The sequence below is a fragment of the Marinobacter goseongensis genome, assembly GCF_023156235.1.
In the GTDB taxonomy this organism is placed as follows: Bacteria; Pseudomonadota; Gammaproteobacteria; order Pseudomonadales; family Oleiphilaceae; genus Marinobacter; species Marinobacter goseongensis.
Map to the genome: position 1 here is coordinate 103,721 of NZ_JAKZAI010000003.1, position 16,383 is coordinate 120,103.

Genomic DNA, 16,383 nt, shown 5'->3' on the forward strand with positions numbered 1-16,383 from the left:
GTTGACGTTCGCGCTTCCTACGAAAGTTTCCTAGGTTCCCTCATTTAAAAGGATAGGCACCAGGGGCTCCGGAGGCAGCGGGATACAGCTGACATCTTTGATCTTCTGTATCACTGAGAAAAGCTATCGCAAACGGGGCAAACGATCTTAAGAATCCTCCAATTTATGACGAAGCCGCTTCAACACCCCATCAATCAAACCGGATTCACCAACCCGATCATCCCACTGTAACCGAGCCGGCTTGCCGTCGAGATACCACAACCGATTCGCCAATATTTCCGCATCATCGCCATCGTGAGTCACGCAGATCATCGCCATCCCGGGATTGGCATCCATGATCCCCGCAATCAGAACTTTCAGCCCACCGGCCATCACCGGATCCAGCGATGCAAAAGGTTCATCCAGCAACAACAAATCTGGCTTAACCGCCAGACACCGCGCCAGGGCCGCCCGTCTGGCCATACCAAGCGAGAGTTGGTCTGGCAGGTAGTGCTCATACCCCTTCAGCCCCACACTGGCAAGGTAGCCAGCTGCTTCTTGAAATGTCGCGCCAACCAACTGGATATTGGCACTCAAAGTCCGCCAGGGCAGCAAACGATGCTCCTGAAACAGATAACCAACCCGTAGCTTCACAGCGCCGATCATGGTCTTCGCCGGAATGGTCTCATCGAGCCCGGCAATGGCGTTCAAAAGTGTAGTTTTGCCGATACCGGAAGGCCCCAGCAGGCAGATGCGGTCTCCCCGCTCAATTTTTGCGGAGATTTCCCCCAATACAGGCTGGCCGAAAGTACGCTCGGAAATCCGCAGTTCAAGCATGGGCGGTCTCCGGCTGGCGCCAACGGCTGGAACGCCGCTCAAGGGGCTGAAGGATGGCCAGTTCGAGAAGCTGGACCACGGCAATAAACGCCAGGCTGTAGGCGAGGATGGCGGCTACGTCGAACACCTGGAAGGCCAGATGCAACTGGAAACCGATGCCATTCGAGCGGCCCAGCAGTTCAACCACCAGGACGATTTTCCAGATCAGCGCCAGTCCGCCCCGAGTGGCGGCCATCAAATAGGGAAAGAGTTGCGGTACCCAGACCTCACGGAACCGCTGCCAGCGGGTGAAGTCGTAAACCGTGGCCATTTCTTCAAGCCGGTGGTCGAGGCTGCGTGCGCCTTCGCGGACGGTGACCGCTACATTGGGCACTTTGTTGATGACCACGGCAATGACAGCAGCCACTTCCACCAGGCCGAACCAGACGTACATCAGGATGATGGTGACCAGCGCCGGCAGGTTGAGTAGTAGCACCAGCATGGGGTCAAACAATGCATTGGTGGTTTTGGAGCGGCCCATGGCGACGCCAATTGCGGTGCCCAGCAGCATTGCCAGGGCAAAGGCCACGATGACGCGCCCGAGTGTTGCGCCCAGGTGGTGCCAGAGTTCACCGGAGACGGCTTCCCGGATGACGGTGTCGAGAACGTCGAGGGGAGTGGGTAGCAAGGGCGTTTTGAGCAACCAGGCAACTACCGCCCAGAGCAGGACAAACAAGGGCAGAACCACCCAGTAGCTCCAGGCCGGAGGGCTCCCGGATCGGTTGCTCACGGCTGTCTCCGGTGGAACAGGTCTGCCGGCATCAGGTTGTCGGGATCGGCGCCGGTGAGGGTCAGTAACCGATGCAGGTCGGCAACCCGTTTATCGGTCTGGGGGGCAGGTGTGCCGGTTACAAAGCCGTCCCGCAGGGCCTCAAACACGCTGGCTTCCGGATCGCCCATGATCGGCCGCAGCCGCTGCCAGTGTGAGTCGTCTGCGAGTTCCGTCTTCGCCTGATGCAGGGAGCCAGCAAAACGGTCGACCAGCGAACGGTGATCCGCAGCCCAGTCTGCTGGAAACACATACCCCAACACCGGCAGGTTGCGATCCATATCCAGGGCATCCAGCAGGTCTGCCATCCCGAAGGCGGAGCGCCAGCCGCCCTCTCCCATCAGTCGGGCGGCGAAGTGCCAATAGGTCACAATCACGTCCGCCTGTTCCCGCTTCAGGGCCTGGCTGAGCAGTGGCGGCGCCGCAAACTGGATGTCGGCGGATTCGGTCAGGGTGATACCCTGCTGTTCTGCGACTCTCTGGAGCAGTATCCAGCCTTTGCTGTCCGGGCCGCCGGCAACGCCAATGCGCTTGCCGGACAGGTCGGCCACGGAGCGAATGTCGGAATCTTCCGGCACCACGATGTCACCAATCCGGGACGAGAAAGGCACATACCGATAGGGGGTTCCCGCCTCGAACCGGGACTGCGTCCAGAGCAGGTCGGCCACAGCGCCGTTTACCGATCCACTGGTCACTGCCAGCCGCGAGGCCGGGAGGTTGGCCACCAATTTGAGTTCAAGGCGATAGCCGTTCTTCTGGTCCAGCTCCCGGTGCAGTATGTGGTCCAGTTCCCAGTGGGCGGTGCCGAACTGCAGCACGCTGACGGACAGCACTGGCAGAGGTGAAGAGTCTCTATCACTGGCATGGCCGAAACCTGCCAGCAAAAAGACGAACAACAGCGTTGGCACGGCCCGCAGGAATGGTCGAGGGGCGGCAGCAGAGGATTCACGATCGGGCGTTGTTATTGGTTGTTGGTTCATCCCTCCACGATACGAAGCCCGCTACCAGGCAAGAATAGTACTTTGGTGCCTGTTTTTTGGTGCGATGGTCGTATTCAACCGGCGGCGCATATCGCGTGTAATGAAATCATCACAATAATAACCAGAGGCTCAACTCCGATCCCGGAATGCCTTTGTACAGGAGGCCGCCATGCTTGACGAGCTCGATGCCGCACTCACTTCCGAAAAGCGCTATGATGCAGCGGAAGCCATTCCCGAAACTGACCACCACCAGGTAGATGCACCCATGGAGCCGGCTTACAAGATTCTGATCGCCGACGACCACCCGCTGTTTCGCGAAGCCATCAGCAGCGTGATCTCCTCAGGATTCGTCGGCAGCGAAATCATCGAAACTGCCGATCTCGACAGCGCCCTGGACATCACCCGTGAAAACGATGACCTCGATCTGATCCTGCTGGATCTCAACATGCCCGGCATGCATGGCCTCAACGGTCTGATCTCGCTGCGCAACGAAGCCCCCACCATTCCGGTGGTGATCGTGTCTGCGGAAGAGGACAAACAGGTAGTGCTGCAGGCCATCACCTACGGCGCCTGCGGTTTCATCACCAAGTCGTCGCCCCGGGCCCAGATGACCGAAGCCATCCAGCAGATCCTTAATGGCAACGTCTACCTGCCCTCGGACATCATCCGTACCGGCAAGGAAAGCACCAATCGCCGCAGCCGCCATGAGGACAACCCCATCTCCCCGGAGCTGCTGAACTCCCTGACCCGCCGCCAGCTGCTGGTGCTGGAGCGGATGTCCAAGGGAGAGTCCAACAAGCAGATTGCCTACAATCTGAACATCGCAGAAACCACCGTGAAAGCCCACGTGTCTGCCATCCTGCGCAAGCTCGGGGTGCATAACCGGGTGCAGGCGATTCTGTCGGCCAGTGATGTGGATTTCAGCCAATATCTGAAGCGGTAACCCTTATCCCCGCAAGAGGTGGTTCAACACGCTGCGCAACTTCAGCGGCTTCACCGGCTTGTTCATCAACAGATGGCCACGCTCACGGATGTGCTGCTTGAGCTCGTTGGTGTAGTTGGCGGTGATCATCACCACCGGTGCCGGGTCATGGCGACGGCGGTTGATTTCCGCCACTACGTCCACGCCGTTTTCATCATTGTCCAGGTGGTAATCCGCCAGAATCAGCTCCACCGAGCCGGTGGCAGGGTCCAACTGGCGCTCGAGATCGTCCAGTGACACCGCCGTGACCACCCGGCAGTCCCAGCCTTCCAGCAGTGTTTTCATACCCTGGCAGATGGACGGATCGTTATCAATCACCCAGATTATCGCGCCTCCGAGGCCACCGTCACAAGCCGATATCCGATTCTGGTCCGGTACCGGTCGCCTCGGTTGCAGTTGCCCGAGCGGCACCCTCACGCTGAATACGGAGCCCTTGCCTTCAATGGAGGAGACCGTGACTTCATGCCCCAGGATTCGCGAGATTTTGTCCACGATCGCCAGTCCCAGCCCCAGCCCCTTGTCGGGCTGCGAACCCGCTGGCCGGATGCGTTTGAATTCCTGGAAGATCTCCGTCAACTTGTCGGCCGGTATCCCCGGCCCCGTGTCCCAGACCTGCAGCAACACATGATCCTTGTGCCGGCGGCAGCCCAACAGGATCCGGCCGCTGCCGGTGTAGCGGATGGCATTGGTGAGGAAATTGCGGAGAATGCGGGCGAGCAGCTGGGAGTCGGATTCCACCGCCACCGAGCAGGGCACGAAGTCCAGACTGAGCCCCTCAGCAACGGCCATTTGCCGGAATTCCCGAGCGATGTTGTTCAGCAGATCCCGCAGATCAAAGACGGTCACGTCAGGCTTGATCACACCGGCATCCAGTTTGGAAATATCGACCAACGTACCCAGCAGGTTTTCGACGTCGTCCAGCGACGTACTCACCGAACGCACCAGGCTCTCGGCCTTGGGCCCGAAGGATTGCTCCAGCAGCGCGCTGGTGAACAGGCGGGCCGCATTCAGCGGCTGCAACAGGTCGTGGCTGACCGCCGCCAGGAACTTGGTTTTGGAGAGATTTGCCCGCTCTGCCTCGAGCTTGGCATCCCGCAAGCGGGCTTCCACCGTGGCCCGCTCGGCGATTTCCTGGCGCAACTGACTGTTCAGGCCGGTGAGGGCCGCGGTGCGCTCCTTGACCCGGCGCTCCAGGTGATCGTATGCCTGCTCGAGTGCCAGTGCGGTCTTGCGGCGCTCGGTGATGTCACGGATCAACACAAAGAACCCGATGATATCACCCTGGTCGTCAACATTCGGCACGTAGGAGCGGAGCATGTGACGCACTTCGCCCTGCTCACCGGTTTCCTCAAACTCGAAGGTCACATTGTGGCCCGCCATGACTTCCAGAATCTGCGGTAACAGCCGCTGATAAAGCTGCGGGCTGTGAACGCGATCCAGGCGTTTGCCCAGAGGCGAGGTTCCCTGGCGGCCATACCAGGCCGCGTAGACCTTGTTGCAGAACTGAATGGTCATGTCCGCGCCGATGTAGGCAATCAGCGCCGGCACGTGGTCCGTGACCACCCGGATCCAGCGCTCACTCTCTTCCAGCGCCTTGATGCGCCGGGCCATTTCGCTGTTCTTGACGTCGGTGATGTCGGAATAGAGCACCACCAGGCCACCTTCCCGGGTCGGCCGCTCGGTCATCTGCACCCAGCGACGATTGGATAACAGGAACACCACCCCCTCGGCCTCCTCGTGGCTGTGCTCCTCGACAATCAGACCCGAGTTGACGGCACTCGCCTTGACCTCACTGATGGAGGTCCCCGGCTCCGGTGCGTCAAGTCCGGCGTAACGCCAGTAGCTGCGGAAACGGCTGTTGCTCTGGATCAGGCGGTGCTGCCGATCGAACAGCACAAAGCCATCGGCAATGCTCTCAATGGCATCGCTCAGACGCTGGCGGGTGGTCTCGGCTTCCTCTCGGGCCCGGTTCAGTGCCTTGTTACTGCTCTTCAGTTCTTCCATGGTCTGGTTCAGGGCATCGGTGCGTTCACGCACCTGCTCCGCCAGCACCACCGAATGCTCGAACGCGGCGTACGGCTCCGGCTTGTGGGACGAGCCCGATTCCACACGGACAATCAGCGCATCGCGGATCCTTCGCAGGCGCTCGTTCTCGGCCTCAAGTTCGGCGACACGCCGGTCCCGATCCACTTCCGCAGTAACCTCAGTCTTGTCCGGAGTGGACATCAGGCTGGCCAATGACCACCCCCGTAAACGTCTGGTTGATGTGCATACCGTCAAACTGCTCGCCGTAGGTGTTGAAGCCAATGACCTTGTGGTGCCTGAGAAACTCCGAAACCGCGTCCACCTCGCCGGTCAGCTCGGCTTCCAGGCGCCGCAGAAAACAGTCGCAGCCGATGGTGACCAGCGGTGGCCCCACGTCTCGCTCGGCCGCCTCAATCTGGATGCGCACGCTGTCCAGCAGCGATTCCGGCTCCATGGCGGTCATCACGATGCCGGTCTCCACCGCGCAGTAGAAGGTCAGGCTTTTATCCGCATTCACCCGCTGGATCGAGCGCACAAAATAATGACCACCGATTTTCACCCCCAGAGGCCGCAGCGCAAACATCTTGCGGTCCAACGCTTCCACGTCGACACCCACGGCCCGGGCGTAGGCATCGGCAGCGGGCTCTGCGTTAAGCTCGAACACCGTGCGGCTCTGGGCACAGGCGCGGGTGACCACCAACTTGTCATCGCGCTCAACCATGTGGTGGGTGGAAAATACCCGGAAATCGAGAGGCGTGTTCACCAGCATGACCGTAGCGGCACTGGTGTGGAACTGGCCATCAAAAAACACATGGGTATTGGCCAGGCGCTCGTCGTCCCCCGCTGAACCGCCGAATTGAGGAATGCTGCCCAGTGCGGCGTTGAGAGTAGCCAACACCAGCTCCTCACGGCTGGAAAGCCCGTCCAGCAAGGTAATGGCAAACGTGTTGCCTTTGACCGGGGCCAGCCTCGCGTCCCGGCAGGTGGCCAGCAGACCGTCGATCACCCGCTGAGCGCTCTGCAGGGTAAACCGGTCCAACTCGCGGATCAGCGCGCAGTCGATGGCAAAATAGCGTTGATCGAAGCCGATGGCGGTGATATAGCCCCGGCCGTAGCCGTCGGGCGTGATTTCCCCTGCTGACGTGCAGCCACACACGCGGATGCCCTGGAAGGCATGTTCCAACGCAATACCAAGACGACCCAGATCGTATTCTGCGGAGCAGAAGAACAGCACGCAGCCCAAATGCTCATGGTGCAACTGGCTGGCCAGGTTGGTGGCCGCGAGCATGGGGTCTCGAACGTTGGAGCTCGCAACCCGGACGGCAGGCAGAGTGGTCACTGGCCTCATAAACGGGGATCCCGAAACCGATTGGCTTTCTACCGATTCTACGGCATTCGCGCAGGCAGCCAATGCGACTTCAGTGCTTTTGATGGGCGCGCCAAAATGGTCGTAAGCCATTGATTAAAGTACCCCCTGAATCAATGCCTGGTGGCGCTGCCGGTTTGCTCGGAGGCAAACCGGCACTTTAGTCCTACGTGCACCCGCCCGCCGCAGCGGCGTCCTGCCGCCAATCCGGCCGGTGGCTGCTCAGAACATCACAACCGCGCCCAGAGCAAGCGTGTCGGCGTCTGCGGCGTCAGCACCGGTGGACTTGATCTGCTGCTCAAACATGTTGTACTCCGCCACCAGCTTGAAGTTGCTGTTGATGTCATGGAACACAGCGACCGAGGTGTTCTCGGTTTCGAAATCACCCTGGTCGGAATCCGTCTCACCGTAGGACACCACAAACCGGTTTGCGCCCAAGGTGTAGGAGCCCTGGATCAGATAGCCGTCGGCGTCTTCTTCGGCAATAGGCGCCGCGGTGTCTGACAGCAGCACCGGCACGTCACCCTCGGAGGTAAAACCGGAAGCCGTCAGCGACAGGCCTGCCACCGATGCTTTCAGGCCATAGCCAAGACCCTGGCTATCCACTTCTGTGGTGGCATTCTCCGAGCTCTGGTGACGACCATTGAGCCAGCCGGTCAGAGCCACGCCGCTGAGGTCGGCACTGTAGGTCACCTCCGCCTCAAAACGGGGGGCAGACTGCTCGGATTCGGTACCCGGGGTGGTATTGGCAGGCTCGAAGATGCCGGCAGCCACCTTCAGACCGCCCAGGTCCGGCGTGCGGTAGGTAATCTGGGCGGACGGATTCGGGTAAGGGTAACCGGTGCGGATGTTGCCGAAGGAAACACCGGTGGCGGCGCCGGGAGAACCGAAACCCATCAGAATCTCGTCCAGGAAGATATTGGAGCGGGAGAACAGGCCGAAGTCCTTACCAATCAGCACCTGACCGAAACTGCCTTCGACCGTTGCGTAAAACTGACGCACATCGATGGCCGTGTCCGTTGGTGACTGCAGGCTGTCGTTGATCGTGGTCCAGAAGGACGAGCGGCCGCCGAGTGTCAGATCGCCCATCTCTTTGCTGAAGTTGAAGCCGATGGTGTTGGGCAGAAAACCCATCTTGACGTCGGAGTTGCGGGTATCGGCCACCTTGTCATCACGATTGACGTAAAACGCATTGAAGTAGCCGTCTACCGAAAGGCTGGTGCCATCCTCGTTATAGACATCAATCGCGGCATGAGCCCCGCCACTGGCGCCCAATGCGACGGCAAGCGCCATTGCCAGTCCGGACTTCTGAAATTTGTTGTTCATAGTTCCCCCGTTGTTTTTGGAAATCTGGGATCGGAACCTCGAATCATCCGATGGTCCCAGGCGCAGCTCTGTCGCCTGACTTTCATCGTCGGCGAAGGCGCTATCAGGGGAAATGCGTCAAGGGAGCAGGTTTGCTGATCTTTTAGGAGGCCAGCAAAACAGGACTTTGGGATTACGACCCGCTGAAGGCGTGCAGCTCTTCGAGGCAGTCCGCAAGGAATTGCGAGGGGGAATCCAGCACGGCTTCATCCGCGACGATGCCGAACTGGACCTGGCCGGCGTAGCTGACAATGCTCACCCCGAGGCCAATATCGCCGGCCTGGGGCACCCAGAACATCTGCTCGGTGATGCGGCAACCGGCCAGATACCGCTCTTCCCGGGACCCGGGCACGTTCGACACCACCGCGCTGGCCTTGCGATAGAACACGTCAGCCACTGGCTGCCGCCACGGCTCAGGCACCAGTGAGGCGCTGGCAGTCAGGCCCCAGGCAATCCCGGGCTGCCAGCTTTTCTTGAGCCGGCGGGTTTCATGCTTGATCCGGTACAAGCGTTCCAGCGGGCTGGCACCGTCCACCGGCAGGGGCACGAACACGGTGCCGAAACAGTTACCCAGAGCGCCGGGATCGGGCTTGATGCCCGCCGGTAACTGGCTACGAATGTCCACCGGCACCGCGGCGTGGAGAACAGCCTCATCCAGGTCGCTCTGACCGGCGGCAAGCTGTTTGCGTACCGCAGCGGCCACGCAGCTGAGCAGCACGTCGTTGATGGTCACGCCGGTGGTGGTGGCGATCTGCTGGAACCGATCCAGGGCCACCGGAGCCGACCAGCAACACTGCCGGCGCCCCAGCAACGGGCGTTTGAGGGCGGAGGGCGAATCCTCCGGCTCAACCAGAAATTGGCTGACTTCATTCACCAGCTTCAAACCGGAGTGAGCCACACGCTCAAGCACACGACCGGCGCTCTCGAGGCTGCCGGACATGCCCTCGGTCTCACCGCCCGCGTTACCTGAGCGAGAGCCGGACGCGGCAGCCACCTCTTCACCAATCAGATCTTTCAGCCAACTGCCGGCGGCCATGCTCCAACGCTGCAGGTCGGCCTGCTCGGGGCCACCATAAATGGCTGGCAGCTGGCGTGGCGATGGCGGGCAGATGCGTTCGAACACACTGAGCAGTGACAAACCATCGGCGTAGCAGTGGTGCATGCGCAGGATCAGCGCCGCGCCCCCCTCCGCGTGGGGAGCAAGCCAGAACTTCCAGAGTGGTCGATAGGGCGGCAATGGCTGGTTCAGACGGGCAGACACCCACTGCTGAAGTTCGATGTTGGTAAAAGGCTCTGGAGCGACCTTGAGATGGTGGCGCAGATCGAACACGGTGTCCTCCTGCCACCACCAACCCGGCGCGCGCCGCACCGGCAGATACCGGAACCGCGCCCAGGCGAGCCAGTAGATGTCCAGAAATGCCCGCAGGCGAGATTCCGTCAACCCCTCCACCCGCATCATAACGGTAATGGTCATGGGGTTTTCGGGGCGCTCCAGAGCCAGCCATGCCGAGTCCACAGGTAACAGGAGATGTGAGTCCTCTTGGTTCAAATCTGGCTGTCCCCGGGGTGAATGGATAGAACAAAAGTGTCAGGCGAATCCCACATTGTGCCAGACAACCGGAGTCGCCTCCATAAGACCGGTCGCCCCGCCAACTTACAAAAAATTACACGCGTGTAACCCTACACTTCTATACTGGTTATAAGGATTAGTGAAATGGTTATGACTGAAGGCCAAGAGTTTTTCAGCAAACCAAGCAGCCTATTGGCCGTGGACCTTCGTAAATTAAGTAGCCAGCGCCAATAACGCCGGCCAGCGAACGCGATACAACAGTGACTATCAGCGCAGTCCAACACCAATAACAGTCTTTCACGGTGCTGACAGGAGAACGGTTATGAAAGCGAGCCACGTTCGAAAACTGATCAAACCGATCGAGAGCGCCTATTCCGAGATGTTCTCTGGCCGGGTTTATCGCGTCGGTAAAGGCGCTGTTTCTGTCCGCAACCACAGTGGCAAGGCAGAGCAGACGGTCATCGGTGTTCACGGTTTCCTGGAAAATCATTGTTACTTCACGCAGGCCTATGAAGCGCCGACCACGGAACTGATTCTGCTGACCTGCAGCAATTATCACATTCCGGTCAACGGCGTGACCCCGGAAACCCCGGACTGGGAAGTGCCGATCAAGCACCTGGAGAGCACCATCGAGTACGATGCCTGCATCCTCAACCAGGCGGTGTCGAACCTGCCGGGCACGGACAACGTCCGCGTTCACGGCCATTCCCGCGGGGGCGCGGTGATTCTCGAAGCCATCCGCCAGTGGCCGGAACTGTATGAGAACGTGGAAGTGGTGCTGGAGGCTCCGGTACTGCCCCAGGGTCGACTGCACGCCTTGGTGACCGCGATTCTCGAGCCGGTCAGTCATGGTATGTGGCCGTGGTTGATCCGTCTGATCAACAGCGCGCCCTCCTCCGCCTACGGCCAGACTTTCTTCGGGCGGATGAACCCGCGTAAAAAGCAGCTGCTGGGCAAACTGTTCTCGTCCACCAAGGACCACCTGACTATTGTGCGCAACCTCGAGAACCTCATGGACTGGATGCAGCGTACCGACACCAGCGTGTACAACAACGTGCGCCATGGCACCTTCCTGATCCCTGCGGTGGACCGGATTCTGGATCGCAACGCGATGCTGACCAGCGCACGACAGAGCCCGACCACCATGCGCATTGTGGAAACCCAGGCGCCCAGTCACTTCATCACCCTGGACAGCAAGGAGTGGGTGCCGGGGTTTGAAACCCTGCCGGCCTCCGCTCAGGCCTGACACTGCCATCTGACCCCATGCTCCGGTAAACTTTCGGGTTTGCCGAACCCGACCTACCGGAGCACCCCCAAAAATGTACCGTGAGCGCCTTGTCGCCACTGACGCCCAGACTGACAGCGCCCGCAAACTGCAGGGACTGCTGCTCGACTACCATGATTTCCGGCAACACAAAGCCGCCCATCCCCGGCTGGCCGACACTTTCCTGGTGGCCGAATGGCAGGCTGAGCGGCTGCGCAACACCCACCACGACCTCTACCGGCACCCCGGTTACCACACCGGACTGGAATTCCTGCTGACCGATCTCTACGCCCCCGCCAGCATGACGCGACGGGACGACAACGTTGATCGCGTGTTCCCGAAAATGGTGAAGTGGCTACCGGACAACCTGCTGGAGACCTTCGCAGGGTTGGTGGAGCTGAACCTGATCACTCAGCAACTGGACCTGGAAATGGCCGAGCAACTCGTTGTGCGCGGCATTGTCATCGAGCGGATGTCGGACGCCGATTACTGCGCCGCGTTCTGTGCCAGCGCACAACTGGCCCGCCGTGAACGCCAGATCCTGCTGGTTGCCGATGTCGGCCGGCAGTTGGATCGCTACGTTCGCAACCGCACGCTGGGCTGGCTTCTGAGCATGACCCGCGGGCCGGCCGAGATTGCAGACCTCAGCGATCTGCACAGTTTCCTGCATCGGGGCTATTCCGCGTTCCGGCAGATGGATGAGGTGGAGGCACTGATCGAGCGACTGGTCACCCGTGAGCAGCAGGTGATGGAGAACATTCTGCAGGGACACCCGCAGCCGTTCCGGCTCCCCGATCACCTGTGACCGGGCGCGGCCGGCACTGGCCAATCAGGCCGAAATGATCTGATCCAGTTGTGAATGAATTTCCTGCTCAATGCGGGATTTGAACGGCCGCAGAAGCATCCCCAGCTCCAGCCGGATATGCAGGTCGTTGTGGGTGATATTGAGCTGTCCTTTTACGCCACTGCGCTTGAAGCGCAGCACGTCGCCCTCCCACTGATAGTTCACATCGAACTGTTTTGACAGGTCTTCGGCCAGTGTTTCAGCCGCCTGGCGAGCGTGTGCCTTATCCATGGAATGGGCGCGATGAACGTCGATGACAGACATGAATCAGCTTTCTCTGAAAAATTGAAAGGTTTTATAGTTTAAGGGGGTAATAAACTTGTAGCTACCCCCCTAACCGTTAGAATACGGGGTTCAGATTCTGACAGGACATCCCCATGAGCGAGCAACCAACGCCGGCCAGCGAGACCATCGCGAGCAGCGATGCCAACACGTCGACCAGCCCGTCGGTCAACAACGCCGCCGGCACCCCGCAGGACGACGTCACTCATTTTGGCTTCCGCAACGTGCCGAAAAGCCAGAAAGCCGGGCAGGTGGCGGAGGTATTCCACAGCGTCGCCGGCAAGTACGACATGATGAACGACCTCATGTCCATGGGCATTCACCGGCTCTGGAAGCGCTTTACCATCGAGCTCAGTGGCGTGCGACCGGGCCATCAGGTGCTGGATATCGCCGGCGGTACCGGCGACCTGACCATGAAATTCTTCGATCTGGTGGGCGCCAGCGGCAAAGTGGTACTGGCGGACATCAACGCCTCCATGCTGCAGGTTGGCCGGGGCCGGCTGGTCGATCGCGGCTACGCCGGCAATATCGAGTACGTTCAGGCCGACGCCGAACACCTGCCGTTTCCGGACAACACCTTCAATGCCGTCTCCATCGCTTTCGGCCTGCGTAACGTCACCGACAAGGATCAGGCGCTGCGGGACATGGAGCGTGTTCTCAAGCCGGGTGGCAAGCTGATGGTGCTGGAATTCTCCAAGCCGACCAATCCGCTGCTGAACAAGGCCTACGACATGTATTCCTTCAACGCGCTGCCATTGATGGGCCAGTTGATCGCAGGCGACAGCGAGAGCTACAAGTACCTGGCCGAGTCCATCCGCATGCACCCGGACCAGGACACCCTCAAGGGTATGATGGAGCAGGCCGGGCTGGTGAACTGCAAGTACTACAACATGACCGGCGGCATCGTTGCCCTGCACGTGGGAATCAAGCCCTGATGTTTCCGGGCCCTACGCTGCTTTCCGCCACGACAGCGGTGATCGAGGCTGCGCTCAACCGCGCCCTCGAGCTCGACCCGGCTGGCCGGAAAGCACTGCTGGGTGCCCTGACCGGGCCGGTGCAGTTCGTCCTGACAGCACCGCTGCCACTGACGTTCACGCTGTTTCCCTGCGGTGAGCGTGTCCAGGTGAGCAGTCAGCCGGCGGATAGCCCGGCCCTGGCGCTGGCCGGCAAACCCATGGCCTTTGCGGCGTTGGCCAGCGGCGACGACCATGTCTTCAAACTGGGGCGCATTGAGGTCACCGGCGACACCGCCCTCGCCCACCAGTTCCAGCGCGCGCTGAACCAGTTACAACCGGACTGGGAAGCCGCTCTGGCCAACCACCTCGGCGATGTGCCGGCGCACTTCCTCGGCCAGCGTATCCGCGGTGCGGTGAGGTGGAGCCGCCAGGCGTTTGCCGCCCTTAACGCCAACATCGAAGAATACGTGCACGAGGAAAGCCGCGCCCTGCCCGGACGCCGCGAGCTGGAGGCCACCTTCGAAGACATCGACCAGCTGAGCCTGCGCACCGAGCGCCTGGCGGCTCGCCTCGCGCAACTGCAGCACGACACTGCCCCCACCCCTGACACCCGACACGAGCCACCGGAGACACCGTGACCCGCCTGCAACGCCTGTTTCGAATTGCCTGGGTATTCTGTCGCTACCGGCTCGACACATTTTTGCCACTGGCCGAGCTGCCCGTCGCCCTCAAGGTGTTGTTCCTGCTGGCACCCTGGCATCTGTTTCCACAACCGAAACTGAGCCGCGGCGATCGCCTGCGTCTGGCGATGGAAGAGCTGGGGCCGGTGTTTGTAAAGTTCGGCCAGATACTGTCCACCCGCCGCGACCTGCTGCCCGATGACATGGCCGAGTCACTCAAGCACCTGCAGGACCGGGTACCGCCGTTCCCCAGCGAGTCCGCGCGGGAGATCATTGAACGCTCCCTGGGCGCGCCGGTCTCCGAGCTGTTCGCCGAGTTTTCCGCCGACCCGATGGCGTCGGCGTCAGTGGCGCAGGTTCACGCCGCCACCCTGGCCAACGGCCAGAGTGTGGTGGTGAAGGTACTGCGCCCGGGCATTGAGCGGGTGATCAAACAGGATCTCTCGTTGATGTACCTGATGGCGGGACTGCTGGAGAAATACTGGGCCGAGGGCAAGCGCCTGCACCCCCTGGAAGTGGTCGAGGACTACGACGCCACCATTCACGACGAGCTGGACCTGCAACGGGAAGCCGCCAACGCCAGCCAGCTGCGACGAAACTTCGACAACTCATCGCTGATCTACATCCCGTTCATTGACTGGGATTACACCCGCAAGACGGTACTGGTGATGGAGCGCATTCACGGCATTCCCATCGCCGACGTGCCGGCGCTGCAGGCCGCCGGTGTCGACATGAAGGTGCTGGCGGAAAAAGGCGTCGAGATCTTTTTCACCCAGGTGTTCCGTGACAGCTTTTTTCACGCCGACATGCACCCTGGCAACATCTTCGTGGACGTCAGCAATCCGGCGGACCCGAAGTACATTGCGATCGATTTCGGGATTGTCGGCACGCTGGCGCCGGACGACCAGAGTTACCTGGCCCGCAACCTGCTGGCGTTCTTCCGCCGCGACTACCGCCAGGTGGCGCAACTGCACATCCAGTCCGGCTGGGTGCCGCCGGACACCCGGGTCAACGAATTCGAGGCCGCCATTCGAACCGTGTGCGAGCCCATTTTCGAAAAGCCGCTGAAAGACATCTCGTTCGGACACTTCCTGCTGCGTCTGTTCCAGACTGCCCGCCGTTTCAATATGGAAGTGCAGCCGCAGCTGGTGTTGCTGCAGAAAACCCTGCTGAACGTCGAGGGCCTGGGCCGCCAGCTCTACCCGGACCTGGATCTGTGGAGCACCGCCCAGCCGTTCCTCGAGTCCTGGATGCGCAAGCGTATTGGTCCCGCGGGTCTGATCAAGTCATTGCAGACCCACCTGCCGGCCTGGCTGGAGCAGTCGCCGGAAATGCCACAACTGGTGCACGACACCCTGGTCCAGTTGCGCAGTGCCGGCCCCACGGAAGCACAGAATCGCGCTACACTGGAGCTGCTGCGGGAAAACCAGAAACGGGCGGAGAGACGCTGGCGCCGAACCCTGGTCGCCGTGCTTCTGGTGGGCGGAGCCTGGGCCAGCGCCCATTACGAACTTCCGGCCGTGGCGCAATCCATGCCGCCTCTGGGCTGGGCCATGCTCGCGGTCGCCGCCGGGCTGGTCGCCCGGGGCAGCCGGTAACATTTTCAGGATTCACAGAAATGCAAGATTCATCACCTAGAGTCGACAGCCCTGCCTGGTTGAACGCCATCCGCTGGAACGCCGACGGCCTGGTCCCTGCCATTGCCCAGGACGCCACCACCGGCGACATCCTGATGATGGCCTGGATGAACGCCGAATCCCTGCAACTTACTGCGCAGGAAGGCCAGGCGGTGTATTGGTCCCGCTCCCGCGGCCAACTCTGGCGCAAAGGCGAAACCTCCGGCCACCAGCAGGTGGTGTCCGAGATCCGTCTCGACTGCGACGAAGACGTCATCCTGCTGAAGGTGGAGCAAAAAGGCGGCATTGCCTGCCATACCGGCAGGCGCAGCTGCTTTTATCGCAAACTGGAGGACGGGGAGTGGGTGACCACCGCATCGGTGATCAAGGACCCGGAAAGCATCTACGGAAAGACCAAAGGGAGCACACACGGTGAGTGACGTACTCGAACAGCTTGCGCAGGTTCTGGAAGCCCGAAAAGACGCAGACCCCGACAACTCCTACGTTGCCAGCCTGCACGCCAAGGGTCTGAACAAGATTCTCGAGAAGGTGGGCGAGGAGTGCACCGAGACCCTGCTGGCAGCGAAAGATGCAGAGCACAATGGCGATACCCGGGAAGTGGTTTATGAAACCGCCGACCTGTGGTTCCACACCATGGTGATGCTCTCACGCCTGGGCCTGGGCCCGAAAGACGTCGTCGACGAACTGGCCCGCCGCTTCGACCTGTCCGGTCTGGAAGAGAAGGCATCCCGGGGCGAATAATTAGCGGCTACCCCCGAGGGGAATTTCCGCTAGACTGACCCGGTAACGTACAATGGCATGTGACAGA

Annotated in this window: 16 protein-coding genes; 8 read left to right on the top strand and 8 right to left on the bottom strand. The window is 60.7% G+C overall.

Annotation, left to right across the window (positions count from 1 at the left end; genetic code table 11):
* Nucleotides 1-147: 147 nt before the first annotated feature.
* The 3 genes from MLC70_RS02375 to MLC70_RS02385 are packed head-to-tail and all read right to left on the bottom strand — an operon-like array spanning nucleotide 148 to nucleotide 2,604.
* Nucleotides 148-816 carry an ATP-binding cassette domain-containing protein gene (locus MLC70_RS02375; protein WP_248181433.1) on the bottom strand — a complete coding sequence of 223 codons (669 nt, stop codon included), beginning with the start codon at nucleotides 814-816 and terminating at the stop codon, nucleotides 148-150.
* A complete protein-coding gene (locus MLC70_RS02380) occupies nucleotides 809-1,585 on the bottom strand; it encodes an ABC transporter permease (protein ID WP_248181434.1) in 777 nt (258 codons plus the stop codon). The genes MLC70_RS02375 and MLC70_RS02380 overlap by 8 nt, the downstream gene beginning before the upstream one ends.
* Nucleotides 1,582-2,604 (bottom strand): ABC transporter substrate-binding protein, encoded by a 1,023-nt coding sequence (locus tag MLC70_RS02385; RefSeq protein WP_248181435.1) that lies wholly within the window; start codon nucleotides 2,602-2,604, stop codon nucleotides 1,582-1,584. The genes MLC70_RS02380 and MLC70_RS02385 overlap by 4 nt, the downstream gene beginning before the upstream one ends.
* Nucleotides 2,605-2,869: 265 nt before the next feature.
* On the opposite strand from MLC70_RS02385, the gene MLC70_RS02390 reads away from it, so the two are divergent.
* Entirely contained in the window at nucleotides 2,870-3,547 is a 678-nt protein-coding gene (locus MLC70_RS02390; protein ID WP_248181712.1) for a response regulator, read from the top strand.
* A 3-nt stretch (nucleotides 3,548-3,550) separates the two neighbouring features.
* Here MLC70_RS02390 and MLC70_RS02395 read toward each other — a convergent pair whose 3' ends face one another.
* The 4 genes from MLC70_RS02395 to MLC70_RS02410 all read right to left on the bottom strand — a co-directional run bounded on the left by MLC70_RS02395 (nucleotide 3,551) and on the right by MLC70_RS02410 (nucleotide 9,891).
* Entirely contained in the window at nucleotides 3,551-5,812 is a 2,262-nt protein-coding gene (locus tag MLC70_RS02395) for a NahK/ErcS family hybrid sensor histidine kinase/response regulator (protein WP_248181713.1), read from the bottom strand.
* Nucleotides 5,790-6,959 (bottom strand): nitric oxide-sensing protein NosP, encoded by a 1,170-nt coding sequence (gene nosP, locus MLC70_RS02400; RefSeq protein ID WP_427902083.1) that lies wholly within the window; start codon nucleotides 6,957-6,959, stop codon nucleotides 5,790-5,792. The genes MLC70_RS02395 and nosP overlap by 23 nt, the downstream gene beginning before the upstream one ends.
* A gap of 240 nt (nucleotides 6,960-7,199) precedes the next feature.
* The gene (locus MLC70_RS02405; RefSeq protein WP_248181438.1) at nucleotides 7,200-8,303 is read right to left on the bottom strand and encodes a porin; all 1,104 of its coding nucleotides are present in this window, start codon (nucleotides 8,301-8,303) and stop codon (nucleotides 7,200-7,202) included.
* Between the two features lie 172 nt (nucleotides 8,304-8,475).
* Nucleotides 8,476-9,891 (bottom strand): wax ester/triacylglycerol synthase family O-acyltransferase, encoded by a 1,416-nt coding sequence (locus tag MLC70_RS02410; protein ID WP_248181439.1) that lies wholly within the window; start codon nucleotides 9,889-9,891, stop codon nucleotides 8,476-8,478.
* A 343-nt stretch (nucleotides 9,892-10,234) separates the two neighbouring features.
* Here MLC70_RS02410 and MLC70_RS02415 point away from each other — a divergent pair, with 343 nt between their 5' ends.
* Nucleotides 10,235-11,158 (top strand): alpha/beta hydrolase, encoded by a 924-nt coding sequence (locus MLC70_RS02415; protein ID WP_248181440.1) that lies wholly within the window; start codon nucleotides 10,235-10,237, stop codon nucleotides 11,156-11,158.
* 73 nt (nucleotides 11,159-11,231) lie between these two features.
* Complete coding sequence (locus MLC70_RS02420) at nucleotides 11,232-11,981, top strand: DUF8198 family protein (RefSeq protein WP_248181442.1); 750 nt, start codon at nucleotides 11,232-11,234, stop codon at nucleotides 11,979-11,981.
* Nucleotides 11,982-12,005: 24 nt separating this feature from the next.
* On the opposite strand, the gene MLC70_RS02425 is transcribed toward MLC70_RS02420, so the two are convergent.
* Entirely contained in the window at nucleotides 12,006-12,284 is a 279-nt protein-coding gene (locus MLC70_RS02425) for a polyhydroxyalkanoic acid system family protein (protein WP_248181443.1), read from the bottom strand.
* Nucleotides 12,285-12,397: 113 nt separating this feature from the next.
* On the opposite strand from MLC70_RS02425, the gene ubiE reads away from it, so the two are divergent.
* Genes ubiE through MLC70_RS02450 form a run of 5 tightly spaced genes read left to right on the top strand, consistent with a single transcriptional unit; the run spans nucleotide 12,398 to nucleotide 16,316 of the window.
* Nucleotides 12,398-13,237 carry a bifunctional demethylmenaquinone methyltransferase/2-methoxy-6-polyprenyl-1,4-benzoquinol methylase UbiE gene (gene ubiE / locus MLC70_RS02430; RefSeq protein WP_248181445.1) on the top strand — a complete coding sequence of 280 codons (840 nt, stop codon included), beginning with the start codon at nucleotides 12,398-12,400 and terminating at the stop codon, nucleotides 13,235-13,237.
* On the top strand, nucleotides 13,237-13,896 hold the full coding sequence (locus MLC70_RS02435; RefSeq protein ID WP_248181447.1) for a ubiquinone biosynthesis accessory factor UbiJ: 660 nt from the start codon (nucleotides 13,237-13,239) through the stop codon (nucleotides 13,894-13,896). Before ubiE ends, MLC70_RS02435 begins: the two co-directional genes overlap by 1 nt.
* Nucleotides 13,893-15,536 carry a ubiquinone biosynthesis regulatory protein kinase UbiB gene (ubiB, locus tag MLC70_RS02440; RefSeq protein WP_248181448.1) on the top strand — a complete coding sequence of 548 codons (1,644 nt, stop codon included), beginning with the start codon at nucleotides 13,893-13,895 and terminating at the stop codon, nucleotides 15,534-15,536. Before MLC70_RS02435 ends, ubiB begins: the two co-directional genes overlap by 4 nt.
* Nucleotides 15,537-15,556: 20 nt before the next feature.
* Nucleotides 15,557-15,994 carry a phosphoribosyl-AMP cyclohydrolase gene (hisI, locus tag MLC70_RS02445; protein ID WP_248181450.1) on the top strand — a complete coding sequence of 146 codons (438 nt, stop codon included), beginning with the start codon at nucleotides 15,557-15,559 and terminating at the stop codon, nucleotides 15,992-15,994.
* On the top strand, nucleotides 15,987-16,316 hold the full coding sequence (locus MLC70_RS02450; protein WP_248181452.1) for a phosphoribosyl-ATP diphosphatase: 330 nt from the start codon (nucleotides 15,987-15,989) through the stop codon (nucleotides 16,314-16,316). The genes hisI and MLC70_RS02450 overlap by 8 nt, the downstream gene beginning before the upstream one ends.
* The last annotated feature ends 67 nt before the right edge of the window (nucleotides 16,317-16,383 follow it).